A 26,364-nucleotide genomic window follows, 5' to 3' on the forward strand; every position below is an offset into this window, starting at 1 on the left:
AGGGGAGTCAAGCACACCGGTTGAACGCGGCGCGGCATCCTTCCTCCCTCCAGCAACGCTGCTGGCCGCACGCATTCGCGTGGCTGTCGGATGACGGACGACGCGCGGCCCTTCCCCCGCCTCCTGGTGGAAACCCACGAGCCTGGCGGAAAGCGGTCCGTGCGCGGGGCAGGGAGCGGGGAGCGGGGCGCTGGCGGGCTGCCTGCCCCACGAACGGCCAGGGAGTACCGGGGGACGGGGGCGGGAAGCGGGAGCGTGCCGACTGTTCAAATCCCGAGCAGCGTACGGAGGGCGTGGGTTGCTCCCCCCTGGCAGGGACCCGGGCGGCAACCCAGCTTGTGGAAGAGGGACGTCCGGCCGACCGCGCCGCCGGGGCGACGCGGTGGAGGGGCTCGCGAGGGTACTGAATGGCGCAAGGCTTCCAACAGGCCGGCGACACCCCTGGGGAGCCACACCCGGGCCAGCGGCTGGGCAACCGCTACGAGCTGCGCCAGCGGGTGAAGGCCGGCCGGGGCATCTCCACCTGGCAGGGGTTGGACCTGCTCACGCACGAGCGCGTGCTCGTGAAGGTCACTCCCCTGTCCGCCTTCGTCCCCACGGCCCGCCACCGGCTGGAGCACGAGGCGGAGGTGCTGGGGCGGCTGCACAACCCCGCGCTCGTGCCCGTGCGCGACCTGGGCACCTTCGACGACCTGCTCTACCTGGTCACGCCGTGGGTGGACGGCGAGACGCTGGAGGCGCGCCTGCAGCGCGGCCCCCTGTCCCTTCCGGAGGCCATCGTCCTGGGCCAGCGCCTGCTGAAGGCGCTCGCGGAGGCGCACCGCGAGGGCGTCCTCCACCGCGACGTGAAGCCCTCCAACATCCTGGTGCGCGACCACCCGATGTCGGCCGCGTGGCTCACCGACTTCGGCCTGTCGCGCAGCGAGCGGTTGGATCCGTCCCTGCGCGACTTGCCCGTGGGCACCGCGCGCTACCTGTCGCCGGAGCAGGCGGGGCTGCTCAACCGGCCGGTGGAGGCGCCGTCGGACCTGTACGCGGTGGGCCTGGTGCTCTTCGAGGCGCTGTCCGGCCGCCCCGCGCTGGAGGGCGCGACGGTGGGCGAGGTGCTGCGCCTGCACCTCACCGCGCACCCGCGCCTGCGGCCCGTGGGCGTGGAGGTGCCGCTGGCGATGGAGGAGCTCATCTCCCGCCTGAGCCAGACGGACCCGCGCGACCGCTACCAGTCCGCGGACGCCGCGCTCGCGGACTTGAACGCGCTGGAGGCCGCGCTGTCGCGGGGGGAGGCGGAGCCCGCGCTCGTCACCGGCGCGCACGACCACCGCCAGAGCCTCACCGAGCCGTCCTTCGTGGGCCGCCGCGAGGAGCTGATGACGCTGGAGCGCGAGCTCGAGCACGCGCGGGAGGACGGCTCGCGCGCCGTGGTGGTGGAGGGCGAGTCCGGCGGCGGCAAGAGCCGGCTCCTGGAGGAGTTCTCCGCCCGCGCGGTGGGCCAGCGCGCGTGGGTGCTGCATGGCCAGGCGCAGGACCAGGCCGCGCAGCGCCCCTTCCAGCTCTTCGCGGGCGTGGCGGAGGGCATCGCCGCCGCGGCGCGCGCGGAGCCCGCGCTGGGTGCGCTCCTGCGCGAAAGGCTCGCGGGCCAGGAGGCCGGCCTGTGCACGGTGCTGCCCACGCTCACGGAGGTGCTCGTCCCGGACGCGCGGGCGCCGCAGTCCCAGGGCCTGGGGCCGGAGTCCCTGAGCGAGAGCCGCAGCGTGTGGAGCCTCACCGCGCTCCTGGGCGCGCTGGGCACGCCGGACGCGCCCGCGGTGGTGGTGCTGGAGGATTGCCAGTGGGCGGACACGCTCACGCTGCGCGCGCTGGAGGCGTGGTGCCAGGGCCGCCGCGCGGGGGACGGGCGGCTGCTGCTCATCGTCTCCTTCCGCAGCGAGGACATCCACGCGGGCCACGTGCTGCGGCGGCTGACGCCGGGCGCGCACCTGAAGCTGTCCGCCTTCGGCGCGGCGGAGGTGGCGCTGCTGGCGGAGTCCATGGCCGGCGTGCTGCCGCCGGAGGCCGTGGAGCTGGTGACGCGGCTGGCGGAGGGCAACCCGTTCATGGCCTCCGCCGTGCTGCACGGGCTGGTGGAGGACGGCGTCCTCGTGCCCGGTCCGGACGGCTGGCGGGTGCAGCCGGAGGCGATGGCGCACGCGCGCTCGTCGCGCCAGGCGGCCACCTTCCTGGTGCGGCGCCTGCGCCTCTTGCCGCCGGAGTCCCTGCACGTGCTCAGCGTGGGCGCGGTGCTGGGCAAGGCCTTCGACGCGAAGGCGGTGGCGGCCCTGTCCGGCACGCCGCTGGAGGCCGTCAACACCGCGCTGGAGCCGCCGCGCCGCCGGCACATGCTGTGGACGGAGGGCACGCGCTCCACCTTCGTGCACGACAAGCTGCGCGAGGTGCTGCTGGACCTGCTCTCTCCGGAGGAGCGCCGGGAGCTGCACCGGCTGGCCGCGCGGGCCGCGCAGCAGGCCGTGCCCAACGACCCCTTCGAGCTGGCCTACCACTTCGACGCGGCGGGGGAGAGCGCGCAGGCCCTGCCCTACGCGCTGGTGGCCGCGGAGCAGGCACGCCAGCGCTTCTCGCTGGACACCGCGGAGGTGAACTACCGCATCGCCGAGCGCGGCGCGGAAGGGGCGGACGCGCACACCCGCTACCGCATCGCGTCCGGGCTGGGCACCGCGCTGATGATGCGCGGCCGCTACGACGAGGCGCAGCGGCAGCTGGAGGCCGCGCAGACGCTGGCGCACGACCGGCTGGAGCAGGGCCGCACGCTGGGGCACCTGGGCGAGCTCGCCTTCAAGCGCGGCCAGACGGTGCAGGCCAACGCCTACCTGGAGCAGGGCCTGAAGCTGCTGGGCCGCTGGGTGCCGCCCGGCACGCTGGCCACCGGCGCGAGCGCCGCGTGGGAAATCCTCACGCAGGCCGCGCACACCGTGGCGCCGCGGCTGTGGCTGGCCCGCAAGTCCCTGGCGCAGGGGGAGGAGGACCTGCTCGCGGTCAACCTCTACAGCCGGCTCGCGTACGGCTACTGGTACCAGCGGGGCCGCGCCGCGGTGCTGTGGGCGCACCTGCGCGACATGAACCTGGCGGAGCGCTACCCGCCCACGCCGGAGCTGGCGCAGGCGTACTCCGCGCACTCGCCCGCGCTCACCACCCTGCCCTGGTTCCAGCGCGCGTATGCCTACGCGGAGAAGTCCCTGGCCCTGCGCCAGCAGCTGGGCGACGTGTGGGGCCAGGGCCAGTCGCTGCACTTCTACGGCCTGGCGCTCTACGCCTCGTCGCGCTTCAAGGAGTGCATCGAGAAGTGCCGCGAGGCGGTGCGCCTGCTGGAGCGCACCGGCGACCCGTGGGAGGTGAACAACGCCACCTTCCAGATCGCCATGTCGCTCTACCGCCTGGGCCGCCTGAAGGAGGCCGCGGCGGTGAGCCAGAAGCTGCACGCGGCGGCGCTCGCGCTGGGGGACCGGTACTCGCTGCGCCTGGGCCTGGAGGCGTGGGCCAAGTCCACCGGCGGCCGCATCCCCGCGGCGCTGCTGGAGACGGAGCTGGCGGCGCCCACCGCCACCGACCCGCAGTCCTTCGCGGGCGTGCTCCAGGCGGAAGGCCTGCGCCTCTTGCGCGAGAACGAACCGGCGCGCGCCGCGGAGGTGCTGGAGCGCGCCGAGCGCGTGGTGGAGGACGCGCACCTGCGCCAGGAGTACGTGGCCCCCATCACCCCGTGGCTCGCCACCGCGCGCAGGCGCCTGGCGCAGCAGGCCAGCCCCTTGAACCCGAAGCAGCGCGACCAGCTCCTGAAGGAGGCTGACGGCGTGGCGAAGCGCGCCCACGACGTCGCGCGCACCTACCGCAACAACCTGCCGCATGCGCTGCGCGAGCGCGGCCTGATGTGCGCGCTGCGCGGCCGTCCCGCGCGGGCCCGCAAGCACCTGGACGAAGCCCTGCGCGTGGCCGAAGCGCTGGGGATGCGCCAGGAGCGCGCCCTGACGCTCCAGGCCCGGGGCGAGGTGGGCCGGGTGCAGGGCTGGCCCGGCGCCGCGCGCGACCTGGAGACGGCGGCGCGCGAGCTGGAGGCCATGGAGGACGGCCTGCACAAGGAGGCGGAGCACCGCTCGGCCGGCGTGGAGACGCTGTCGCTGGTGGACCGCTTCCCGCGCGTGCTGGAGGTGGGGCGCAGGCTGGCCTCCGCCCTTTCGCGTGACGCGGTCTTCGAGACGGCCCGCCAGTCCATGCAGGAGCTCTTGCGCGCGGAGCGCTGCGCCGTGGTGGACCCCCGCGCGGTGGTGTCGGAAGAGGACGCGAAGAACCAGGGCCTCAGCCGCACCGCGCTCGCGCGGGCGCTGGAGACGGGCCGCATCACCGTGCTGGGCCAGGGGCTGCCCGGCGGCATCAGCGAGAGCATGGAGCTGCTCGGCGTGCGCTCGCTCCTGTGCGCGCCGCTCCAGGTGCGCGGCAAGACGGTGGCGTGCGTGGTGGCCAGCCACCGCAAGGTGGGCGCGCTGTTCGGCGAGGACGAGGAGCGCCTGGCGTCCTTCGTGACGGTGCTCGCGGGCGCGGCGCTGGAGAACGCGGAGAACTTCGAGCGCGTCGCCGCCCTCTCCGAGGAGCAGGGCCGCCTCTACCGGGAGGAGCAGGAGGCCGTGCGCCGCCGCGACGACTTCCTGTCCATCGCCGCGCACGAATTGAAGACGCCGCTCACGTCGCTGCAGCTGCACATCCAGGGGCTCCAGGCGAAGGCGAAGGGCGCGCCCATGCCGCCGGAGAAGCTGACCGCGAAGCTGGAGTCGGCCTACTCGCAGACGCAGCGGCTGGGGAAGCTGGTCAACGACCTGTTGGACATCTCCCGCATCGCGCAGGGGCAGCTGCACATCAAGCGCGAGGACGTGGACCTGGTGTCCCTGGTGCGCGGCCAGCTGGAGCGCAGCCGCGAGGCCCTGGTGCGCGCCGAGTGCGAGGTGCGCTTCCACGCGAGCGAGCCGCGCCTCGTGGGCCACTGGGACGCGCTCCGGCTGGAGCAGGTGGTGGGCAACCTCCTGACCAACGCCATGAAGTACGGCGCGGGCAAGCCCGTGGAGGTCACCCTGGACGGGGACGCGACGCGCGTGCGGCTGGAGGTGCGCGACCACGGCATCGGCATCGCGGAAGAGGACCGGGCGCGCATCTTCGAGCGCTTCGAGCGCGCGGTGTCCGTGCGCCACTACGGCGGCTTCGGGCTGGGCCTGTGGATCGTCCGCGAAATCGTGCAGGCGCTGGGCGGCAACATCGACGTCACCAGCGCCCCGGAGCAGGGCTCCACCTTCACGGTGACCCTGCCCCGCTCCGGCTCACCCGTGCACTGAAAAGGGGGCGGGCCGCGCCTACTGGCGCGTCGCCTCCAGGTAGATGACGTTGTCCTGCGAGTCGCGGAACAGCCGCACGTTGGCCACCTGCTCCAGCGGCGTCTCCGACAGGAGGCCGCGCATGCCGTCCTCGTCCCGGTAGGTGAGCCACCAGTCCATGAAGGCCTCCATGTAGCCCGTCTCCGGCGGGTGCACCGCGAAGTTGGCCACCAGCAGGCGTCCGCCCGGGCGCAGCATGCGGAAGAGGAGCGCGGTGAGGCGGGCCGCCACGGAGTCCGACAGGTAGTCGTACAGCCCGGCGGAGTACGCGAAGTCCAGGTCCTTGAACACCGCCTTGCCCGCGAGCAGCGAGCGGACCGAGCCGCACACCGGCTGCACGATGCCGCCCGGGTGCAGGCGGGAGATTTCGGCCAGGCTCACCGGGTCCTGGTCGAACGCGATGAGCGCCTCGAGCCTCCGCTGCGCCACCGCGCGCGACGACTCCGCCTCCCGCAGGTGCCCACATGCCACGGACAGCACGCGCCCGTCGGGCCGCCGCTCGGCCGTCTCGTCCATCATCCGCGCGAGCAGCTCCCGGCGCTCGCGCACGCTCCGCGCGGAGGGCTGTCCGTGCATGTACCGGTAGATTTCCCGGCCCGCGTGCAGCTCGTCCGCCGCGTGGTCCATGTAGAGGTAGTCGATGAGGGCCGCGTCGCCCGCGTAGCCGCGCGGCCGTTCGAAGGCGTGCCGGGTGAAGGGGCACTGGTGCAGGAAGGGGCGCATCGGGTGCTTGCGCGCCAGCTCCAGGCAGAAGCGCTTCCACACCTCCGGGCTCCACTGCCGCCGCCGCTCGATGAGGCCCCCGTGCAGGTCCGTCATGCCCTGGTGCAGCGTCTCGTCCGGGCCCTGCATCATCCGGGAGTGCAGCGCGTCCAGCCACTCCCGGGCTTCCACGAACGCTTCCTCGGAGGTGGGCGCTTCCTCCCTGGGGGCGTTCACCAGGATGAGGTGGTTGGTTTCAGGCGCGACCGGCAGAGCCGCGCCGTGGACCGAAAAGAGGGGCTGGCGCATAGGCATCATCCTGACAACCTGGGAGCGGAGGGCATCCACTTCCCGAGCCTCCGCCCTTCGCCGGGCCCTGCTCCAGCCAGCCAGCCGGGGCCCCGCGCACCGCCCGTCCCGCACCCGCCGCGCGCGCCGTGACGCCCTGGGGCTGGAGGGCCTGGACAGGCTGGGTTCTACCCGCAAGGTCTGACATCCCCCTGCGGCGTGGAGCGGCGTGGAGCGGCGTGGGGCGGCGGAATGCGGGGGCGCGGTATCCGGCGACAGACACTGCGGTTAGGATGGCGCGCCCCGCCAGGAAGAGAGCCGCAAGCCGCGCATGAAGATTGAAATCGCCCACCTGCCCCACGACATCATCGAGATCATCTATCCCTCGGAAGTGACGCCGAAGGACGTGACCGAGTACGTCGAGCAACTGAAGAAGGACATCACCGCCCGTGGGGGCGCGGAGTGGTCCGCGCTGGTGGACCAGTCCAGGCTGCGGGTGATGCCCGCCTCCGTGGTGGGGGAGATGGCGCGGCTGAACGCCTACGCCCAGCAGCGCGGCATGAAGCGCTCCGCGCGCGTGGTGAGCGACCCCGGCAGCGGCCTGCAGGCCTGGCGCATGACCAAGAACGCCGGCCTCACCATCCCGGCGAAGACCTTCGAGTCGCGCGCCGAGGCGCTCAGCTGGCTCGAAGCGCCTGACGCGGACTGAAGCAGACCCCCGACATCCCCCCGGCCCGGCCCTTCCCTGCGACCGCCGGGGTCCGCCTACGTCTTACAGTGACACCCCCTTTCTTCGCTGTGTCTGTCGCAGTACCCGTCAGGAGTCGCCCCGCATGTCCGTGTCCGCCCCCGCCTTCCGAGCGAAGCTGCTCGGCACCCTGTTCTGTACCCTCACCGCCCTGGCCTGTGGACCGGCCCCGGAGTCGGGCGCGCCCGAGCAGCAGCCCGCGCTGACCGAGTCCAGCGCGCCGGTCGTCTACGGCACCGACAACCGCCTGGACGTCTACGCGGCCCCGGAGGGGGTCCTGAAGCAGCGGGCGCAGCAGTCCACCGTGGCGCTGCTGCACCGCAACCTCATCGACGTGTCGAACCCGAACAACGTCAAGGTGGACCCGACGACGCTGGGCGAGTTCGAGGAGTTGTGCACCGACCAGCGCTTCTACAACGACCCGGTGCCGGCCTTCTGCTCCGGCACGCTCATCGACGATGACCTGGTGCTGACCGCGGGCCACTGCGTGGGGCCCGCGGCGGAGGACGCCGTCGAGTGCGAGGACGTGCGCTTCGTCTTCAACTTCTACAAGACGGGGGAGAACACGCTGCAGACCCTCACCAGCCAGGACGTCTTCTCCTGCAAGAGCATCGTCGCGCGGCACCTGAGCGATGACACGGAGGACACCTACGTGGACTTCGCCATCATCAAGCTGGACCGCTCCGCCGCGCCGCGCTTCACCCCCGCGCCGGTGCGCGCGGGCAAGGCCCCCGTGACGGTGGGCCAGAAGCTGGCCGTCATCGGCAGCGGCAGCGGCCTCCCGTTCAAGATCGACTCGGGCGGCGCCGTGCGTGAGAACAACGCCGACTACATGGACTACTTCATCGCCAACACGGACACCTTCGAGGGCAACTCCGGCTCCAGCGTGTACGAGACGACCAACAACACCGTCGCGGGCATCCTGGTGTTCGGCGACACGGACTACGTGCCGCGCCCGGGCGCGAGCTGCAACGAGGTCAAGGTGTGCTCGGAGACCGGCTGCGGGGGCGAGGGCGTCATCTACGTGCACCACGCCATCGAGGAGCTGTGCCTGCGCACCACCAGCCAGCGGCTGTGCAACACCACGCCCCCCCCGGCGACGAAGTACGACTTCAACGCGACCAACACCTCCAGCGCCACGCGCAACACCGTCAACGGCACGGTGACGCTCGCGGCCGGCCAGAAGCTCACCGTGGGCACCTGCGGCGTCACCAGCGCCGCCGTCACGGGTGACTCGTTCCTGCGCCTGCGCGGCCCGTCCGGCTCGGAGGTCGCCTCCAACGACGACGCGTGCGGCGGCGCGGGTTCGAAACTCACCTTCACCGCCACCGTCGCGGGCGCCTATGAGATCCGCGCGGGCTGCTACCAGAACAGCAGCTGCGGCGGCACGGTGTCCTGGGAAGTCACCCAGGGCAGCGCGGCCACCCAGGGCTCCTTCACCTTCGACGTCAGCAACACCGCCAACGCCACCACGGGCACGGCGAACAGCGACGTGACGGTCCAGGCCGGCCAGACGCTGTCCTTCGGCAGCTGCGGCGTGGCGGGCGCGTCCGGCACGGGTGACACGGTGGTGCGCCTGTTCAACGCCGCCGGCCAGCAGGTGACGTTCAACGACGACGCGTGCGGCTCGCTGTCCCGCGCGGCCTACACCGCGCCCACGGGCGCGGGCGGCACGTACCAGATCCGCGTGGGCTGCTTCGGCGGCAGCGCGTGCAGCGGCACGGTGGCCTGGACCATCCAGTAGCCCCGAAGCCCCGCTGCTTCCCCGCTGTCCTGCCGGGCCCGTCCCTCCCCACCGCATCCGTGGGGCGTGGCGGGCCCGGTGTCTTCTGGCGTCCCGCCGCCCCGCCAGGGAGGCAGGCGGGGGCGCGGGCCATGAGCAGGCAGGGAACAGGCGCAGCCTTAACTTGAAGGTCGTCTTCCGAGTCCTTCGAGGCCGCGCGTGCAGACCCCAGATGCCCGACAACAGGAGCTCTGGCGCCGGGCGGGCCGGCTGTCGTCGGCCCTGGCGGGACTGACGCTCATGCTGGGCGCGGGGGTGCTGCTGGGCTGGGCGGTGGGGAGCCTGACGCTGACGCGGCTCGTTCCCGGCCTGCCCCAGATGGTCCCCCTGACGGCCGGGGGGCTGATGCTCACCGCGTGCGCGGAGCTGGCGCTGGGCGGACGCACGGCCGCGTCGCGCCGGCTTGGCGGGGTGCTGGCCCTGGGGGGCGTGCTGCTGAGCGTCCTGATGCTGAGCAGGTACTTCGGGGAGCCGTCGCGCTGGGGGGCCCCGCTCGAGGAGCTGGGCGGGCGCACGTCGCCCCAGTCCGCGTCGATGCTGCTGATGCTCGGCCTGGCCCTGGCGCTCCGGGACGCGGAGGGACGGTGGGCGCGGTGGCTGTTCCAGGCGCTGGCACTGGGGACCCTGTTCCTGTCCTTCAGCGTGCTGGTGGCCTACTCGTTCCAGGAGCCGCGGTTCTACTGGTTCGCGGGCAGGGGCATCGGCATCGCGCTGCACACCGACGTGGCCCTGCTACTCTTGTCCCTGGGGGCCCTGCTGCTGCGCCCCGAGCGGGGCGCGGTGGGGGCGTTCCTGCACGCGGGCGCGGGCGGCATCATGGCCCGGCGGCTCCTGCCGGCGCTGCTCGTGCCCGTGGTGGGCGGCGTGGTGGCGCACCAGACGCTGCGCCACACGCGGATGGATCCGCGCATGGTGTGGTCACTGCTGGAGGTGGCGCAGGCGGCGGTGTTGACGTGGGTCGTCTGGCGCGCGGCCACGCGCCTCAACGCCCTGCACGCCGAGCAGCTGCGGGCCGAGGAGCGCACCCGCGAGGACGCGCGGGCCCAGCGGAGGCTGGCGGAGGAGAACGCACGGCTCTACGCGGAGGCCGGGGAGGCCGCCCGCGCGCGCGAGGACGTGCTGGCCGTCGTGTCGCACGACCTCAAGAACCCGCTGTCCACGGTGCGGCTGGGGACGGGCGTGCTGGCGCGGCGGCTGGACGCCCTGCCGGAAGGGGCGGCGCTCCAGCGGCAGGTGGCCGCCATCGACCGGGCGGCGGCGCACATGCAGGACCTCATCACCCGGCTCCTGGACGCCGCGCGGCTGGACGCGGGCCAGCCCCTGGTGATGGACCGCCACCCGGAGCCCGTGGAGCCGCTCACCGTGGACGCGCTGTCGCTGGTGGAGCCCCAGGCCCAGGGCAAGGGCGTCCAGCTGCGACACCAGCTCGTCCCGGGGCTGAGCGCCTCCTGCGACCGCCCGCGCATCCTCCAGGTCCTGGCCAACCTGCTGGGCAACGCCGTCAAGTTCACCCCGCCCGGAGGCACCGTGACCGTGACCGCCACGCCTGACGCGGGCGCCGTGCGCGTGAGCGTGCGGGACACCGGCCCGGGCATCCCCAAGGCCCACCAGGCCCGGCTCTTCCAGCGCCACTGGCAGGCACGCGACACCGCCCACCAGGGCAGTGGCCTGGGGCTCTACATCGCCTGCGGAATCATTACCGCCCACGGGGGCCGCCTATGGGTGGACAGCGACGAAGGGGCCGGAACGACGTTCACCTTCACCTTGCCGGCATCCCCTCCCGCCCACCCCAGGCTTGACACCATGGAGGACGAGGTCTAACGCAAGGCGCCATGAGCACACCCCGCTTCCCGCCGTCGCCCCGCCGCCCCGTGAGCACCGAGGGCCCGCTGCGAGTCATGTTGCTGGAGAACATCCACGCCTCGGCGCAGGAGATGCTGAAGGCGGAGGGCTTCGAGGTGGAGCGGCTGTCCGCCGCGCTCAAGCCGGAGGAGCTGGCGGAGCGGCTCAAGGGCGTGCACCTCCTGGGCATCCGCAGCAAGACGACGGTGCCGGAGGAGGCGCTGAAGTACGCGGACGACCTGCTGGCGATTGGGGCCTTCTGCATCGGCACCAACCAGATTGATCTGCTCGCCTCCAGCGTGCACGGCGTGCCGGTGTTCAACGCGCCGTTCAGCAACACGCGCAGCGTGGCGGAGATGGTGCTGGCGGAGGTGGTGGTGCTGACGCGCCAGCTCTTCGACCGCAGCCGCGAGGTGCACGCGGGGCAGTGGCGCAAGGTGGCCACGGGCAGCCACGAGGTGCGCGGCAAGACGCTGGGCATCATCGGCTATGGGCACATCGGCTCGCAGCTGGGCGTGCTGGCGGAGTCCCTGGGCATGCGCGTCCTCTACTACGACGTGATGACGAAGCTGCCCCTGGGCAACTCGCGGTCGGTGCCCACGCTGAACGCGCTCTTGGCGGAGTCTGACTTCGTGACGCTGCACGTGCCGGCGCTGGCCTCCACGCACCTGATGATGGGCGCCGAGCAGCTGGCGGCGATGAAGCCGGGCGCGTGCCTCATCAACGCCAGCCGCGGCACGGTGGTGGACATCCCGGCGCTGGCGCGCGCGCTGCGCTCCAAGCACCTGGGCGGCGCGGCGGTGGACGTGTACCCGGAGGAGCCGGAGGGCAACTCGGACGGCTTCGTGACGGAGCTGCAGGGGCTGCCCAACGTGGTGCTCACGCCGCACATCGGCGGCTCCACGGAGGAGGCGCAGGCGTCCATCGGCAAGGAGGTGGCCACGTCGCTGCTCAAGTTCGTGAAGGGCGGCGCGACGACGGGCGCGGTGAACTTCCCCAACGTGGAGGCGCCCATCAACCCGGGCACCCACCGCATCATCAACGTGCACCGCAACACGCCGGGCGTGCTCCGCGACATCAACCGCATCGTGTCCGACCTCAACGCCAACATCCACGCGCAGGTGCTGAGCACGGACGCCAACGTGGGCTACCTGGTGATGGACCTGGACCAGGACGTGTCCCGCCAGGTGTGCGAGGCCATCGCCGGGCTGGAGACGGACATCAAGACGCGCATCGTGTCCTGAGGCCGCGGGGCGCCGGACCGCGCCCTCAGGCGTCCAATATCTTCCCCGGATTCAGGATGCCCGCGGGGTCCAGGGCGCGCTTGAGGGTGCGCAGCAATTCCAGCTCCCCGGGCGCGCGCGTGTAGTCCAGGTAGTCCTTCTTGAGCAGGCCGATGCCGTGCTCGGCGGAGATGCTGCCGCCGTGCTTGCGCACGAGGTCGAACATGGCGTGGTCGGACTGCTTGGCGTGGGCGAAGAAGTCCGCCTTCTCCACCGCGTCCGGCTTCATCACGTTGACGTGCAGGTTGCCGTCGCCAATGTGGCCGAAGAGGCAGATCTCCCAGCCCGGGTAGCGGCTGGCGAAGACGGCATCCAGCTCCGCGCAGAACGCCTCCAGGTTCGCCACCGGCAGGGAGATGTCGTTCTTGTGCAGCACGCCCGTGGCGGAGAGGCTCTCGCTGATGGACTCGCGCAGCGACCACAGCTCCTGCGCCTGCGCGGCGCCCTGCGCCTGGGTGCCGTCGGTGACGAGCCCGCGCTCGAAGAGCGAGCCGAGCCACGCCTCCACCGCCGCCGGGTCGCCGCCCTCGGACTCCAGCAGGACGTAGCAGCCGCTGGGCGCCTCGAAGGGCGAGCGCAGCTTGCGGTGGCGCTGCACGCGGGACAGGCACTTGTCGGTGAAGAACTCGTAGGCGGACAGCACGAGCGGCGCCTGGCGCGCGTCGCGGAACAGCCGCAGCACGGCGGCCACGTCCGGCACCGCGAAGAGGAAGACGTCCTGCTTGCCCGGCAGCCGTGTCAGCTTGAGCGTGGCCTCCGTGATGATGCCCAGCGTGCCCTCGCTGCCGATGAAGAGCTGGCGCAGGTCCGCGCCGGTGTTGTTCTTCTCCAGCGCGCCGTTGAGCTCCAGCACCTGCCCCTGCGCCGTCACCACCTGCAGGCCCAGCACCCACTGCCGGGTGAGGCCGTAGCGGATGACCTTCACGCCGCCCGCGTTGGTGGCGATGTTGCCGCCCACCGTGCTGCTGCCCTTGGAGGCGAAGTCCACCGGCCAGGTGAGCCCGTGCGGCGCGCAGTGCTGGTGCACGGCCTCCGTCACCGCGCCTGCCTGCACGCGCACCGTGTTGCCCAGCAGGTCCACGGACTCCATGCGGGTCATCCGCTGGAGCGACAGCACCACCTCGCCGTGCATGGCCACCGCCCCGCCCGCCAGGCCCGTGCGTCCGCCGGAGGGCACCACCGCGACGCGGTGCTGGTGGCAGAGCGCGACGAAGCGGGCCACCTCGTCCGTGGTGCGAGGGAACGCCACCGCACCCGGCGCGGGGGCGTACACGCGCGTCCAGTCGCGGCCGTACTCCTGGAGCTCCGCGGGCTCCCGGGTCAGGAAGTCGGCGGGGAAGGACTCGGCGATGGCGCGGAGGAAGTCGGCGGGCAGCGCGGCGGTGGACATGACTCCAAGGCGTATTGCACCCCCTGGGGCATGACAAGCCCGGCGGCGCCCCGGCGCAGGGCTCCTGACGCAAGCCGGGCCGGGCCGGGGAGGGAGCGGACGGCCGCCGGTGCCAGGCGCCCCGCAGGGGAAACCAGCCAAGGAATCCGGCTGCCTCCGTATAGGGCTGGACACCGCGCCCCCGTCGCGGCCCTGACCCTCCAAGGAACACGCCATGTCGCCGCTCCGCGCACTCGCCCTGCTGGCCACCCTGTCCCTCGCTCCGAGCACCGCCGGGGCCCAGACCCAGCCGGAGCAGCCCGTCTGGGGCGTGACCTATGTCTTCACGTCGGTGGATGCCTACACCGTGGGCCACGCCTCGCTCGACATCACCGGGACCCTCGAGGGTGAGAGCACGCCGCGCACCTTCAGCTTCTGGGCCGGGGGCAGCTCCACGGACGGCTACTCCATCGAGGCGTCGCGGTGTGACCGGCTGGCGCTGCTCGCCATGACCCGGCCCGGGCGCTACCTGTTCTCGTGGGCCTACGGCCTCCCGTACTCCAACGCTCCGCAGTGCACGCTGACCCGCAAGTAGTCCCCGGCCGCCTCCATGGACACGCGGGTGCGAATGATGCGGACGTGGGCGTGGCTCGCCCTGGGGCTCCAGCTCGGCTGCGGTGGCGGCGGCGTGGGTCCCCGGGACCTGGACCGCGACGGCCATCCGGCGGAGCTGGACTGCGATGACGCGAACCCCACCGTGTGGCGGTCCGTCAGGGGCTACGAGGACACGGACCGGGACGGCTTCGGAGAGGGGAGCGAGTCCACCCTCTGCGTGGGCAACGCGACGAAGGGGTGGACCCCGGTGGGAGGCGACTGCGCCCCCCTGGACGCCACCCGCTGGCGCTCCGTGCCGGGCCTGTACCGGGACATGGACGGAGACGGGGCCACGGGCGCGGGGCCGGTGACGGGCTGCGTGGGGGACACGCTCGCGGGCTACCAGGAGCAGCCGGCGGCACCGGACTGCGATGACGGCGACGCGGCGGTGTCGGCCCTGTCGGAAGCGTGGGCGGACACGGACCTGGACGGGGTGGGGTCGGGAATGGCCGTCGCGTGGTGCCCCAGCCGCGGGCGCCCGCCTCCCAAGGGATACGTGCTCACCTCGGGTGACTGCGCGCCGGGGGACACCCGCTTCTGGCGGCAGCTGCCCTTCACGCGCCGGGACGCGGACGGGGACGGCTTCGCCGTGGAGCAGGAAGGCACGGTGTGCTCGGGCGCGAACCTGCCTGCGGGCTACGGCACCGAGCCCTCCGTGGCCGACTGCGACGACCGCAACGCGAAGCGCACGGTCCTGGTCGAGCGCTGGTTGGATCCGGACGGGGATGGCTACGGCGACGGAGCGCCAGTGCTCCGCTGCGTGGGCCCGGGGGAGTCCCTGCCGGGAGAGACGCGCCAGGGCGGGGACTGCGCGCCGGGCGATGGCACCCGCTGGCAGCACCTGTACTACGCCTCGAGGGACGGCGACGGCGACGGCCGCCTGGCCCCGGCCGTGGGCCAGGTGTGCAGCGGCTTCTGGCTGCCCCAGGGCTACTCCCAGGTGGTGCGGGACGAAGACTGCGACGACGGGAACGTGGCGCTGTTCCGCGCCTGGAGTGTCCACGCGGACGCGGATGGGGACGGCGTGGGCGCTGGCACGGCGGCCTCCATCTGTGGCGCGGCGACCGTGCCCACGGGCTACTCCACGCAAGCCACGGACTGCGAGCCGCAGGACGCCTCCCTCTGGCGGATGCTGGGCTTCACCTACCGCGACGCGGACGGCGACCTGTACACGGTGGCCCAGGCCGGCCAGCTGTGCGCGGGCATCGCCCTGCCCGCGGGCTACGCCACCCAGCGGCTGTCGGGCGAGGACTGCGACGACACGAACACCGCCGCTTTCCGGAACGTGACGGCCTGGGAGGACACGGACGGGGACGGCGTGGGCGCGGGGGTGTCGACGGTCCTCTGCACCAACCATCAGGTCCCCAGCCCCTGGTCCACCAGCGGCACGGACTGCGACGCGCAGGACGCGACGCGCTGGCAGACCCTGTCCGCCGCCCACGCGGACCACGACGGCGACGGCTTCACCGCGCCCATCCCCGCCCAGACCTTCTGCACGGGGAAGACGTTGCCCGCGCCCTACTTCTCCAAGGCCGTGGGCAACGACTGCGACGACGCGGACACCGGCCGCTACCGGTGGACCTACCTCTACCGCGACCAGGACGCCGACGGTGTCGGAGCCACGCCCCGGCAGATGACGTGCCTGGGCCCGGAGGTGCTCGCCGGGTGGTCACTGTATGGGGACGACGCGGATGACGGGGACGCCGCCGTCCAGACGGACGAGGCCGCGGAGGAGGAGGTCAGCCTCATCCTGGACCTGTGAGCCCCCAGGCCGTCGGACAGGTTGGGGCCCCCCGAGGCTGGGGGCGGCCTCGCCACCCGGACCGCACGAACCTGTCCGACTGTCGGACAGGTTTGGACCGAGTGGGTCTGGAGGTGCCCCGCCTGGAGGGGGTCCGGGCGCCTAACCCTGGATGAACGCCAGCAGGTCCTTGTTGATGACGTCCTTGTTCACCGAGCACATGCCGTGGCTGAAGCCCGGGTAGACCTGGAGCTTCGCGTCCTTCACGAGCGTGGCCGTGATGCGCGCCGCGCCGTCGATGGGGACGATCTGGTCGTCATCGCCGTGCATCACCAGCGTGGGCACGTCGAAGCGGGCCAGGTCCGCGCGGAAGTCCGTTTCGGAGAAGGCCTTGATGCAGTCGTACTCGGCCTTCAGGCCCCCCACCACGCCCTGGAGGCGGAAGCTCTCACGCAGCCCCTCCGACACCTGCGCGCCGGGCCGGTTGAAGCCGTAGAACGCCAGGCTCAGCTCCCTGAAGAAGCTGGAGCGGTCCGCGCGCACTCCGGCGCGGATGTCGTCGAAGACCTTCATGGGCAGACCGTCGGGGTGCCAGTCCGTCTTGACCTGGGGCCTCAGTCCTTGAAGTAGAGCTGGGTGCCGTCCCGCGTGGTGAGGAAGCTGCCTGAAATCCGTCCCGTGGGCGGGAGCCCGTCTGGGTTTCATTCGTCATGGCGCGACGGTGCGCATCGCCCCCAGGGCCGGTGATTGCCCCTGAGGGCCGGGCAGCGGCGTCCTCAATGACGAGGACCTTCGTGTCCGGCGTCCCCGCCGCGGTGCCAGTAGGACGCGGCCTTGATCCACTCCACCGGGTGCTTCCGCTCCTCGGCGAAGTGGTTTCGCAGCTCGCGGACCCACTCGGCCTCACCGGCGATCCACACGAAGCCATCCCCCGCCGGAGGCGTGAACCCCTCGAGCGCGCGGCGCAGCAGCCCGCCGTCGCCCGGCCCCGGCTCCCCGCGCACGATCCAGGTCGGCTGCCAGGACGCCTTCGTGACGAAGGTCTGCTGCTCGGCCTCGTTCGCCACGACGGCCACGGTCGTCACGGGCACGCCCGGACGCAGCGACTCCACCCGGCGGCCGAGCGCCGGCAGCGCGCTCTCGTCACCAACCAGGAGGTACCAGTCGAAGTCATCAGGCACGAGCTGCGAGCCCTTCGGTCCGCCAATCTCCAGCGAGGAGCCGACCTGTGCCCCGGCGGCCCATTCCGTCGCGGGGCCGGAGCCGTGCAGCGCGAAGTCGATGGTCAGCGTCTGGCCCCGATTGTCGAAGGCGCGCGGCGTGAAGTCACGCATCACCTGTTCCCCCGCCCGAGGGAAGAACAGCTTGATGTGGTCATCCGGCGACGGGCTGTTGAAGTCCGCCAGGTCGGGCGACGCGAAGTGGATGCGCCGCATGCGGGGCGTCACGGACTCCACGCCGCTGACCACCAGCCTGCGCCGCCGCAGCTCGTGGCGCACGCGGACAATCTGATGCAGGTCCTGGGTGCTCATGAGCGGAGCCTCTCGATCTTCTGCGCGGCCTCATCAATCAACGCCGCCACGTCGAGCACGACCTTCGTGTCCACACCCGGCGACAGCGTGTCGAACAGCACGCTCTTCAGGTTCTGCATCGCGCGCCGCACCGGAGCCGCGTCCGTGCGCTCGCGAAGCGCTCCGGCCTCGCCAAGCCGCCGCAGCAGCCCCTCCACCGTCTTCGCATTCTCCGCGAGCAGTGCCTTGCCCTGCGCCGTGATGGCGAAGAGCTTGCGCTGCGTGTCCGTCGTGTCCGGCTCGCCCACCAACTCCATGTCCTTGAGCAGGGTGAGCGTGGGGTAGATGACCCCGGGGCTGGGGGCGTACACGCCGCGACTCAAACCCTCGATGGCCCGGATGAGGTCGTACCCGTGCCGGGGCTCCTCGTTGATGAGGTGCAGCAGCACGAGGCGCAGCTCGCCGCCCTCGAACATCCGGTGGCGCCCGCCGCCGGGCCCCCCGTGCCGTCCCCGGCCCTCTCCCCGCTCGTGATGCCAGGGCTCCGGGTCGCCCCGGCCTCTTCCGTGTCCGCCGCGCATGTCGTGTCCCTTCAGGGAGTTCAAGATACCTTCCAGATGGATCTGAGATATATCTCAGCATTATCGAAATCAAGCTGACTTGAGCCCGGAGCCTGTCCGCCTGCTTCGTAACCTCCTGAAACGACAAGCGGCCCGGGCAGGGGTGCCCGGGCCGCCAGGAGTCTTCAGCCGCTGACCGCGGAGCCGCCGCTACGGGTGGCTGGCCGGGTTCGCGGGGTTGGTGCCCGCGGCCCGCTCATCCCCGTCGAGGAAGCCGTCCAGGTCGCGGTCGATGCCCACGCGCTGGCCGGAGCCCAGGGGCGCGCAGGTGTACGTCAGCACGCCCTGGTTCGTGGCGACGCCCGAGCGCAGCGACGCGGACGGCACCAGCGGCAGCGCCGCGCGGTCCGCCTTGAACTGCCCGCTGCCCAGGTAGCGGAAGCCCATCTCGTACGTGCCCGCGCGGCCCTTGGCCACGAGGTCGCACTCGCCCGCGTCCGCGCGCGCCATCAGCAGGTCGATGCGCGAGCCCACCACCGCCGCGTTGGTCGCGGTGAGCGTCACCTGCTGTCCGACGATGGGCGCCAGGTTGGTCTCGAAGGCGAACATGTATTCCTCCATGTCCTTCTTCGCCTGGAAGCCCGCGGGCGTGTCCGGGATGCCCACCTGGTTGAAGACGGGGTGGAAGTCGAAGCCGCTGTTGAAGAGGAACAGCGTGGGGATGGCGCCGTCGCTGTTGAAGCCCGTGCCGCGCACCTGGTCCCCCAGGAACGGATCCACCGGCGTGGTGCCGAAGGGGAAGCCGGCGCCGAACATGCCGACCTTCTGGTACATGTTGCGCAGGTGCGGGACCTTGGGGAACAGCGGCTCCGCGTCGAAGGAGCTGCGGCCGTCCGTGCCGAAGAAGCCCTTGAAGGGGCCTTCCCCCGGGTTCGCGTTCACGTCCACGCGGTGGCAGGACTCGCACGAGCCCTGGAAGAAGCTCGTGGTGTTGGTGAAGAAGTCCTTGCCCGCCTGCTGCGAGGCCGTGAGCGAGTTGTCCAGCTTGCGGATGGGGTTGGGCGGGTAGACGACCTGGAGGATGAAGTCGGAGAACTTCTGCATCTCCACTTCCGTCAGCTGCGAGCTGCGGCCCAGCAGGTCCTTGAACGCGGGGTTGAACTGCTTGAAGGCCGCGACCTCGTCGAAGGTGCCGCTGTTGGGCTGCACGCTGGGCGCGCTGTCGCCGCCGGTGCGGTCCCCGCGCCAGTGCATGGGGCCCTGGTTGGCCATGCCGCGCAGGCTCTGCGTGGACAGGGGGCCCTTCATCGGGTGGAAGGACGTGTCCTGGCCGAAGGTGGGGTCCGTGCCGAACTCCGGCAGCACCGGCACGACGGGGTTGTAGCTCGTCTTCACGTCGCCATCCGGGTTGCCCAGGTCCCAGGTGGTGCTGTCGAAGTCACCGAAGATGTGGCAGCTGCCGCAGGACGAGTCGCCGTGGCTGGAGCTGTTGCGCGCGTCGTAGAGGAACGGGCGGCCCTGCACCACGCTCGGGGGCTCCGGGTTGAACATGGGCAGGTGCGCCACCTCCGTCTTCGTGGCGGTGTCCACCACGGAGACGGCGTTGTCGAAGCGGGTGAGCACGTACAGGCGCCCCCGGGCCTCGTCCAGCACCAGGCCGGTGGGGCCGCCGCCCGTCAGCGGAATCTGGTTCGCGGTGGACGGCGTGAAGGTGCCCGCCTCCAGCTGCGAGGTCGCGTACACGCCCAGCTTCGACGAACCGAACGCGGCGACGTAGAGCGTGGCGCCGTTGGACGTCACCGCCATGCCCGTGGGCTGCGCGAGGCTCTTCTCGCTCTCCGCGTTGGGCGTGGGCGCGCAGCAGGCCGCGTAGTTGATGTGCGTGTTGAGGTGGCGGGGCGTGACGGTGGGCGCGCTGGAGTTGCCCAGCACGGTGATGCGGCTCTCGTGCAGGTGGCCGCGCAAGGTGTTGCCCGTCATCGTGCCGGGGCCCTCGAAGCGCAGGTCGTTGCGCGCTTCGGTGTTGCTCACGTAGACCTTCCCGCTCACCGGGTTGACGGCCATGTTGAACAGGATGGTGCCCACGCCCGCGTAGGTGCCCGCGGCGCCCGCCACCTGCACGGGCGGGTTGGCGGTGGCGGAGATGGTGAACACGTCCTTGTCCGGCAGGGTGAAGCGGAGGGAGTCGGTCCACGGCCGGTTGAGGATGTCCAGCCAGTCCTGGCCGTTGTACTTCACGATGACGGAGACCTCCGGAGCGGCGATGCCCTGGTGGTTGACGTTGGGGCCGGGGACGCCGCCCACGGACTCACCGCCGTTGGGCACCAGGCTCTCGTGGACCACGGAGGTGCGGTTGCCGGAGTGGAACGCCGCCGCGTAGACGCGGCTGCCGTCCGGCGTGGCCGCGAGCGCGCGAGGCGTGTCGCCAAAGAGGCTCAGGCGCGTGAGCGGCGTGCCGCCCAGCGTCGTCCCCAGGTTCTCCGAGTCGAACACCCACACGTCCGCGCGGCCGATGCCCGGCGTGGTGAGCTGCGGGTCGAACCCGGTGTTCTGCCCGCGGTGCGCGGCGGTGATGAACGCGCGCTTCTTGCCGGTGCCGGCGAAGACGATGTCGCGGGGCTCGTCACCCACGAGCAGCGTCCGCGTCACGCTGCCGCCCTGCCCGGTCGCGTCCACCTTCACGATGCTGACGCTGTCGGACAGGTGGTTGACCACCCAGACCTCGTCGTTGGTGCGCGCGGCGACGGCCACGGGCTCCAGGCCCACGGGCACGGAGCCCTTGTGGGTGAGGCCGCTGGCGGCGACCTGGAAGATCTCCAGCCGGTTGTCCGGCGTGTTGACGGCGTAGAGCCACTGGCCGTTGGGCGACAGGGCCAGGGGGCGGACCTGGCCACTCTCAAAGACGGTGAAGTGCTGCGCGTGCGACGGGCGGCTGTAGGCAAGGCCCAACAGCAGCATCGCCGCGGACGCGGTGCGCTTGAAGACACGGCGCACCACCGGGTGTCTGGCTTTCATGATGTCTCTCGGGGAAGGGGCTGGGAACCCCGGCTGCACTGTAGATGTGGCGTCCGACATGGGGGAAACGGGTGGACCCGGACCCGGTGGAGTCGCTGCGCGGCGCAAGGACCCCTTCCCAGTACGCAGTGAGGGGCGTTCCCTGGTCGGAGGACCGGCGCTACCGGGGCCAGTCCCGCAGGAGCCGCTCGGCGGCATCCTGCTGGTCCCACTGCACGCGGCCGGTCAGCGTCAGGCCGCCGTGCTCGATGACAATCCTCCGCCACACGGGGGCGCCCGGGACGTAGCGCGCGTCCGCGCGGGCCCAGGCCGCGCCGCCGGTGGCCTCCACCATGCGCATCACGCAGGCGTCGAACTCCGCCTCCGGCAGCCAGCGCAGCGCGTCCAGCACCTGGTCGGACTCGAAGTCGCGCAGCGGCGAGGGTCGGCCGGTGACGGCCCTCAAGGCCTGGGGGCCCTTTCCCTCCGGGATGAAGGAGAGGCCCTGGGGCCCCAGCGCGCAGTACCCCTGGCGCCTGCCGAGCTTCGCGGGAAACACCGCCACGCTGTCCAGGCGCACGCCCGCCCGGGCCGCGCCGCGCAGCGGGGGCTGCCGGTGCAGCTCCACGACCAGCGCGACCGCCGTGGCCCCGCGCACCGAGCGCGCGTGGAGCCGCCGGTCGCCTTCAATATGGAGGTCCACGTTCTGCTCCAGCCGGAGGCCGGCGGGGGCGATGGTGCCCAGCCGCACCTCCTGCGGCTCACCGAACGTGGGGGCCCAGATGAGCCGCTCGCTGGTGAGCCGGAGCCGGCCCGAGCGCAGGAGCTGGGCCCACCCGATGGCCATGAGCCCCATGACCACGGAGCCCATCACCCACAACTCCATCCGCCTGGGAGCGACGAGGAACAGCAGGAAGCCCAGCGCGACCACGCCCCCCATCGCGAGCGACAGCCGCGGCGGCAGCTCCTGTCCGCGGGGCCTGGGCACGAGGCTCGGGCCCGACTGCCGCCAGGTGTCGTCCTCGAAGACGAGCACCTCGCCCGGGTTCAGCGCCCAGCTCACGGGCTGGCGCACCAGCGCATCCAGCCGCGTCAGTGCTTCTTCCAGGGACACGTCTCCGGGTGCCACCGTCAGCACGTCCAACCTGCGCCGGGCCAGCCGCGTCAGCCGCTCCCGCCGCGCCGACAGCTCCCGGGCTTCCTTCAACACGGGCGTGGCGTCCGGCCAGGCCTCCAGCTCCGCGCGGCGGTGGACGCGCTCCAGCGCCTCCTCCACGGCCCGCGCCTCGGCCACGAGCGAGGGCACCAGCTCCGGACGCCGCACCAGCGCGCGCCGCCATCGCCGGCCGGACAGCACCTTCTCCAGCTCCGCGTGCGGCCGCCGCGCCGCCGCGAGCACCTCCGCGCGGCCCTCCAGCTGACGCTCGGCATCGGCCACGGTGAGGCCTGGAGGGCTGGCGCTGGGACGTGACCGCTGGGACATCGCGCCGGCCAGCATAGTCCCTCGCGGCACGGCCGTTGGGATGCGTGCCCCGGACCGTGTCCGTCCGTGCCCCGCCGCTACTCGACTGTCGGCTCCAGCTCCAGGCGCTCACACTGGCGCAGCATCTCCTCCGCGTCGGCGGGTTCGCCGGGCGAGGGAGGCGCCGCCTCGGACCAGGGCACGGACGGCGGGGCCTGCGCTCCCAGCGACTCCTTCAGCAGCGCGAGCAGCTCCCTGGCGGGGTCCCTGGGAAACGAGGTCACCGCCTGCAACGGCCGCGCGGCGAGCGGAGGCTCCGGCGTCTCCAGCGCGGCGGCCTGGAGCAGCAGCACGGGCGAAGGCGCCACCACCGCCACGGGCTCCGCGGGCAACAGGTCATCCGGGTCGAACCCGAAGGGCACCCGGGGCGTCGCTCTCAAGGGCACGTCCTCGCGCTCCACGTCCGGCGCGTTCCCCTCCTCCTTCGGGATGCACCGCAGCGTGTTCAGGCGCGGGGTGTGCGCTTTCGCGTGCGTCACCCTGGACGCCAACTCCCAGGGCGCCGGAGGCAGCGGGTCCACCCGGGGAGGCCACAGCGGCACGGGCGGCGGCAGCACCGCCGCCGGCTCGCGCAGGGGCAGCGAGCGCACCCGCGCGCCTCCCAGCCCCGCCGCCGCCTTCGCCAGCGCGGCGGCGTGCTCCGCCAGCACCCGCTCCGCCCAGGCCTTCAACCACCGCGCCACCACCAGCACCCACGCGAGGTGCCGCCGCGCGCGGGGCAGCGTCTCCCCGGCCCCGGCTGGCGGTCCCGCGTGCATCGTCACTCCTCCTTCACCGGCATCCGGATGATCAACGGCGCCGTCCCCGTGGCGAGCACCTCCGACTCCACCGCCAGCATCTCCCCCTCCGCGCGCACCTCCAGCCGGCCCAGCGACTCCACCGGCGGCAGGCGGGGGAAGTGGAACTGCCCCTGCGCGTCCGTGCGCGTGCTCAGCTGCAGCTCGGGCAGCGCCACCCACGCGCCGCGGATGGGCACGTCACCGGGCCCCACCACCCGACCCAGCAGGGGGGCCGGCGCGGACGCCCCGTCCACCAAAGACAGACATCGCACCTCCGCCAGGGGCTTCTCCTTGCGCACCTGCACCCGCAGGCGGAAGGCGGGGCGCGGCACCGAGCGGAGGCCCGCCCACAGCGCCGCCGGCACCGGGCTCAGGTCCACCTCCAGCTCCTTGTCGCTCATGGCCGCGAAGACCAGGTCGCCCAGGAGCCGGTGCGCGCGCTCGGGCGTCTCCGCGCCCACCGTCACCAGATAGCAGACGGTGAACTGCAGGGCGCCCCGCTTCCCCGCCCGGGTCAGGGGCGCGGGCCCCAGCTCCAGGAGGTAAAGACAGACACCCCGGTCCAGGGACTCGCGGTCGGGCACGCCCAGATAGACAGGCGCTTCCGTGGCAATGCGTCCCACCCACGCCTTCATGCGCAGATCGACTTCGTCGATCATCCTTGGCCCCCCGGTTCCCGGCCCTGAAGCCACGCCACCGTGTCCTTTCATCATACGCTCGCATCGCGCCGGATGTCTGGACATCACCCAGGGGATTGAACAGGACGTCGGTGATTTGACAGGCATTGCACGCATTTCCGGATCTCTTCGGACGACTCAGCGTGTCGGGAACCGGGCAGTCCACCCACCGCGGGTCGTGGCATCCCGGAAAGCCCGTACGGGATTCGCGCGTCCCGCTTCATTTCCCGGGCGCCTTCCGCGAAGAATGGCCGCTGGGCCGGCATTCACCGTGGAACTTTCGTCATGACGATGGACTCCCCTTCCTTGAGACGACGACATCCCTCCCTTCTCTCCTCGGGCATCGCCCTGGGGTGCCTGGCGGTGTTGGGTACCGCCACGCCCGCGCTGGCGCAGGACGACGACACGCCACGCAGGGTGGGCCTGCTGCTGGACGCGGGCGCCCCGCACGGCATCGGCCTGTCCGCGGTGGTGCGCCCCACGAACTGGCTGCGGCTGCACGCGGGCCCCACCACCAACACGCTCAGCATCGGCGTGCGCGGCGGGTTGAGCATCCTGCCGATGGACACCTTCATCGCGCCATCCCTCAACGTGGAGGCCGGGCACTACTTCGGCTCGGAGTACAGCGAGGTGCTGGACTGGCTGGGCCGTGAGCCGAGCGCCACGTCGGAGGCCATCCGCGACGTCACGTACAACTACGTGACGGGCAGCGTGGGCCTGGAGGTGGGCACGAAGAGCCGCTTCAACTTCTTCCTCAACGTGGGCCTCAGCTACGTGGCGCTCACCGTGCCGGACCCCACGCCCCTCATCCAGGACGCGGCCGACGACGACAGCGTCACGTCCGGCCCGCTGCACCTGCGCGCCACCATCCCGTCGGTGAAGCTGGGCTTCATCGTCTACTTCTTCTGAGCCAGGAGACCGCCAACCATGCGAACGCCATCCTTCCGCACCCTCCTGCTCGCCAGCGCCGTCACCCTGCTGGGCACGGGCTGTGATTCGCTCTTCACCATCGAGGTGGAGGCCGAGCGCATCTGCAAGACCCAGAACGACCTGTCCTTCCCCGCCGCCCCACCCATCAGCGGCTCCGTGGAGCAGTCCTTCGAGATTCCGCTGGGCGACTTCGCCAACGCGCTGCCCGAGGACGCCGACGTGGAGACGGAGCTGCGGCTGAAGCTCTTCGACGCCACCGCCAGCACGGACATCAGCGGCATTGAGCGCGCGAGCCTCTCCGTGCGCAAGCCGGGCTCCGCGGAGTACGTGCTCCTGGGCGAGTTCCAGCGCTCGGGCACCGGCGGCTCCACCAACAAGCTCCAGCTCACCAGCAGCGGTGCGGTGGACGTGCTGGACCTGGCCAAGCAGGAGCAGATGGAGTTCCGCTTCCAGGCCACGGGGTCGCCCCCCACGCAGTCGTGGACCGCGGACGTCGAGGTCTGCGTCGGCGCCAAGGCCAGCGCCAACTACTTCGGCCTGCTGTTCTAGGCGTGCGTGAGCCCCTGCCCCGGCCGAGCGCCGGGGCGGGTGGCGGGTCCGGCGGTGTCCACTGGCGCGGGCCGGAAGTTGGACGGGGACGCCCGGGGCCCTTAAGTGGGGAGGGTGGGACGCAAGCGGGCCGTGGGCGGCATCGAGATTCCGGGATGGGCGTGGCTGGTGCCGTGCGCGCTGGTGCCCGTGGTGCTGCTCAACGTGGGCGTCGCCTGGCTGGGCGAGACGCAGGTGTCGCCGCTGTCCTTCTCCTTCCTCCAGACGAAGGCGCGCGCCCTGGGGGCCTACGTGGCGCACCGGCCCGCGTGCGTGCTGGATGAGCACCCGCCGCTGGAGCCGCTCATCGCGGACGCGGAGCGCCGCCATAGGATTCCGCCGGGGCTCTTGAGGGCGCTCATCCAGGTGGAGTCGGAGACGCGGGTGCACCGCATCTCGCCCGCGGGGGCCATGGGGCCCGGTCAGCTGATGCCGGACACGGCGGCGCTGATGCGGGTGGAGGACCCCTTCGACCCGGAACCGTCCGTCAACGCGAGCGGGCGCTACCTGGCCGAACAGCTTCGCCGGTTCCGCGACGTGCGGCTCGCGGTGGCCGCGTACAACGCGGGCCCGGGGTCGGTGAACGGGCACGTGCCGCGCAACGGGGAGACGGAGTTCTACGTGGCCAAGGTGCTCGCGGCCTATGAGCACACCCGGCCGAAGGCGCCCGTGATTGCGAAGCGCCCGGCCGCCTCCGAGTCCCCGGCCAAGGCCGTCACCGTGAAGGCTCCCGCCGCGCAGGCCGCAGCGAGGAAGTCCCGTCCGCCCGGCGCCGCCGCGAAGCCGCCCGCCGCACCGAAGGTGCCTACCCCCGCGAGGCCCGCATCCCGCCCGGCCACGGCCAGCAAGCCTCCCGCGCGGGTCGCGTCCGCGACGCACTGATGCTGCTCCTGTCGGGCCCGGACGCGTCGAGCACTCCAGGGCACCTGGGCCCCCAGGCCTCTATGCGGGACGCCTTCCGCCCGGCGCGGCTCCAAACCTGTCC

The 26,364-nt window shown here is 72.3% G+C and carries 19 protein-coding genes; 10 read left to right on the top strand and 9 right to left on the bottom strand.

All coding sequences use genetic code 11. The features are described from left to right. Nucleotides 1-407: 407 nt before the first annotated feature. Complete coding sequence (locus NR792_RS21685) at nt 408-5,369, top strand: ATP-binding protein (protein WP_375754576.1); 4,962 nt, start codon at nt 408-410, stop codon at nt 5,367-5,369. 18 nt (nt 5,370-5,387) lie between these two features. Here NR792_RS21685 and NR792_RS21690 read toward each other — a convergent pair whose 3' ends face one another. Continuing rightward, nucleotides 5,388-6,419 carry a class I SAM-dependent methyltransferase gene (locus tag NR792_RS21690; protein WP_375754577.1) on the bottom strand — a complete coding sequence of 344 codons (1,032 nt, stop codon included), beginning with the start codon at nt 6,417-6,419 and terminating at the stop codon, nt 5,388-5,390. Between the two features lie 310 nt (nt 6,420-6,729). On the opposite strand from NR792_RS21690, the gene NR792_RS21695 reads away from it, so the two are divergent. The 4 genes from NR792_RS21695 to serA all read left to right on the top strand — a co-directional run bounded on the left by NR792_RS21695 (nt 6,730) and on the right by serA (nt 12,015). Then, nucleotides 6,730-7,107 carry an STAS/SEC14 domain-containing protein gene (locus tag NR792_RS21695; protein ID WP_375754578.1) on the top strand — a complete coding sequence of 126 codons (378 nt, stop codon included), beginning with the start codon at nt 6,730-6,732 and terminating at the stop codon, nt 7,105-7,107. Nucleotides 7,108-7,231: 124 nt separating this feature from the next. After that, nucleotides 7,232-8,890, top strand: coding sequence for a trypsin-like peptidase domain-containing protein (locus tag NR792_RS21700; protein ID WP_375754579.1), 1,659 nt, complete (start codon nt 7,232-7,234; stop codon nt 8,888-8,890). A gap of 198 nt (nt 8,891-9,088) precedes the next feature. Beyond that, nucleotides 9,089-10,750 (top strand): ATP-binding protein, encoded by a 1,662-nt coding sequence (locus NR792_RS21705; RefSeq protein ID WP_375754580.1) that lies wholly within the window; start codon nt 9,089-9,091, stop codon nt 10,748-10,750. An 11-nt stretch (nt 10,751-10,761) separates the two neighbouring features. After that, nucleotides 10,762-12,015 carry a phosphoglycerate dehydrogenase gene (gene serA, locus NR792_RS21710; protein WP_375754581.1) on the top strand — a complete coding sequence of 418 codons (1,254 nt, stop codon included), beginning with the start codon at nt 10,762-10,764 and terminating at the stop codon, nt 12,013-12,015. A 25-nt stretch (nt 12,016-12,040) separates the two neighbouring features. On the opposite strand, the gene NR792_RS21715 is transcribed toward serA, so the two are convergent. After that, entirely contained in the window at nt 12,041-13,444 is a 1,404-nt protein-coding gene (locus tag NR792_RS21715; RefSeq protein WP_375754582.1) for an FAD-binding oxidoreductase, read from the bottom strand. Between the two features lie 214 nt (nt 13,445-13,658). On the opposite strand from NR792_RS21715, the gene NR792_RS21720 reads away from it, so the two are divergent. Together NR792_RS21720 and NR792_RS21725 are read left to right on the top strand one after the other, a co-directional pair. After that, on the top strand, nt 13,659-14,018 hold the full coding sequence (locus NR792_RS21720) for a hypothetical protein (protein ID WP_375754583.1): 360 nt from the start codon (nt 13,659-13,661) through the stop codon (nt 14,016-14,018). A 33-nt stretch (nt 14,019-14,051) separates the two neighbouring features. Then, nucleotides 14,052-15,839 (top strand): hypothetical protein, encoded by a 1,788-nt coding sequence (locus tag NR792_RS21725; protein ID WP_375754584.1) that lies wholly within the window; start codon nt 14,052-14,054, stop codon nt 15,837-15,839. A 141-nt stretch (nt 15,840-15,980) separates the two neighbouring features. Here the strand turns inward: NR792_RS21725 and NR792_RS21730 are convergent, their stop codons facing one another. From NR792_RS21730 to NR792_RS21760, 7 genes are all read right to left on the bottom strand, one after another. Beyond that, a complete protein-coding gene (locus NR792_RS21730) occupies nt 15,981-16,391 on the bottom strand; it encodes an alpha/beta fold hydrolase (protein ID WP_375754585.1) in 411 nt (136 codons plus the stop codon). Nucleotides 16,392-16,594: 203 nt separating this feature from the next. Beyond that, entirely contained in the window at nt 16,595-17,350 is a 756-nt protein-coding gene (locus tag NR792_RS21735; RefSeq protein WP_375754586.1) for a siderophore-interacting protein, read from the bottom strand. Continuing rightward, entirely contained in the window at nt 17,347-17,934 is a 588-nt protein-coding gene (locus tag NR792_RS21740) for a PadR family transcriptional regulator (RefSeq protein ID WP_375754587.1), read from the bottom strand. Before NR792_RS21740 ends, NR792_RS21735 begins: the two co-directional genes overlap by 4 nt. A gap of 165 nt (nt 17,935-18,099) precedes the next feature. Further along, nucleotides 18,100-20,904 carry a hypothetical protein gene (locus NR792_RS21745; protein ID WP_375754588.1) on the bottom strand — a complete coding sequence of 935 codons (2,805 nt, stop codon included), beginning with the start codon at nt 20,902-20,904 and terminating at the stop codon, nt 18,100-18,102. 160 nt (nt 20,905-21,064) lie between these two features. Next, complete coding sequence (locus NR792_RS21750) at nt 21,065-22,366, bottom strand: hypothetical protein (RefSeq protein WP_375754589.1); 1,302 nt, start codon at nt 22,364-22,366, stop codon at nt 21,065-21,067. A gap of 77 nt (nt 22,367-22,443) precedes the next feature. Continuing rightward, nucleotides 22,444-23,163: a hypothetical protein gene (locus NR792_RS21755; protein ID WP_375754590.1), complete on the bottom strand. Its 720-nt coding sequence runs from the start codon at nt 23,161-23,163 to the stop codon at nt 22,444-22,446. Between the two features lie 2 nt (nt 23,164-23,165). Beyond that, the gene (locus NR792_RS21760) at nt 23,166-23,843 is read right to left on the bottom strand and encodes a carboxypeptidase-like regulatory domain-containing protein (protein ID WP_375754591.1); all 678 of its coding nucleotides are present in this window, start codon (nt 23,841-23,843) and stop codon (nt 23,166-23,168) included. 324 nt (nt 23,844-24,167) lie between these two features. Between NR792_RS21760 and NR792_RS21765 the strand changes: the two genes are divergently transcribed. From NR792_RS21765 to NR792_RS21775, 3 genes are all read left to right on the top strand, one after another. Further along, on the top strand, nt 24,168-24,770 hold the full coding sequence (locus NR792_RS21765; RefSeq protein WP_375754592.1) for a hypothetical protein: 603 nt from the start codon (nt 24,168-24,170) through the stop codon (nt 24,768-24,770). 18 nt (nt 24,771-24,788) lie between these two features. Further along, nucleotides 24,789-25,340, top strand: a complete 552-nt coding sequence (locus tag NR792_RS21770; protein WP_375754593.1) for a hypothetical protein — start codon at nt 24,789-24,791, stop codon at nt 25,338-25,340. Nucleotides 25,341-25,454: 114 nt separating this feature from the next. After that, nucleotides 25,455-26,261, top strand: coding sequence for a lytic transglycosylase domain-containing protein (locus tag NR792_RS21775; RefSeq protein ID WP_375754594.1), 807 nt, complete (start codon nt 25,455-25,457; stop codon nt 26,259-26,261). Nucleotides 26,262-26,364 lie beyond the last annotated feature (103 nt).

It is taken from the genome of Corallococcus exercitus, assembly GCF_042231735.1.
GTDB classification, from domain to species: domain Bacteria; phylum Myxococcota; class Myxococcia; order Myxococcales; family Myxococcaceae; genus Corallococcus; species Corallococcus exercitus_B.

Bases quoted from the DNA above. Each gene is read 5' to 3' on its own strand.
- NR792_RS21685 (WP_375754576.1), top strand. From the start codon at position 408: ATGGCGCAAGGCTTCCAACAGGCCGGCGACACCCCTGGGGAGCCACAC.
- NR792_RS21690 (WP_375754577.1), bottom strand. From the start codon at position 6,419: ATGCGCCAGCCCCTCTTTTCGGTCCACGGCGCGGCTCTGCCGGTCGCG.
- NR792_RS21695 (WP_375754578.1), top strand. From the start codon at position 6,730: ATGAAGATTGAAATCGCCCACCTGCCCCACGACATCATCGAGATCATC.
- NR792_RS21700 (WP_375754579.1), top strand. From the start codon at position 7,232: ATGTCCGTGTCCGCCCCCGCCTTCCGAGCGAAGCTGCTCGGCACCCTG.
- serA (WP_375754581.1), top strand. From the start codon at position 10,762: ATGAGCACACCCCGCTTCCCGCCGTCGCCCCGCCGCCCCGTGAGCACC.
- NR792_RS21715 (WP_375754582.1), bottom strand. From the start codon at position 13,444: ATGTCCACCGCCGCGCTGCCCGCCGACTTCCTCCGCGCCATCGCCGAG.
- NR792_RS21720 (WP_375754583.1), top strand. From the start codon at position 13,659: ATGTCGCCGCTCCGCGCACTCGCCCTGCTGGCCACCCTGTCCCTCGCT.
- NR792_RS21725 (WP_375754584.1), top strand. From the start codon at position 14,052: ATGATGCGGACGTGGGCGTGGCTCGCCCTGGGGCTCCAGCTCGGCTGC.
- NR792_RS21730 (WP_375754585.1), bottom strand. From the start codon at position 16,391: ATGAAGGTCTTCGACGACATCCGCGCCGGAGTGCGCGCGGACCGCTCC.
- NR792_RS21735 (WP_375754586.1), bottom strand. From the start codon at position 17,350: ATGAGCACCCAGGACCTGCATCAGATTGTCCGCGTGCGCCACGAGCTG.
- NR792_RS21745 (WP_375754588.1), bottom strand. From the start codon at position 20,904: ATGAAAGCCAGACACCCGGTGGTGCGCCGTGTCTTCAAGCGCACCGCG.
- NR792_RS21750 (WP_375754589.1), bottom strand. From the start codon at position 22,366: ATGTCCCAGCGGTCACGTCCCAGCGCCAGCCCTCCAGGCCTCACCGTG.
- NR792_RS21755 (WP_375754590.1), bottom strand. From the start codon at position 23,163: ATGCACGCGGGACCGCCAGCCGGGGCCGGGGAGACGCTGCCCCGCGCG.
- NR792_RS21760 (WP_375754591.1), bottom strand. From the start codon at position 23,843: ATGATCGACGAAGTCGATCTGCGCATGAAGGCGTGGGTGGGACGCATT.
- NR792_RS21770 (WP_375754593.1), top strand. From the start codon at position 24,789: ATGCGAACGCCATCCTTCCGCACCCTCCTGCTCGCCAGCGCCGTCACC.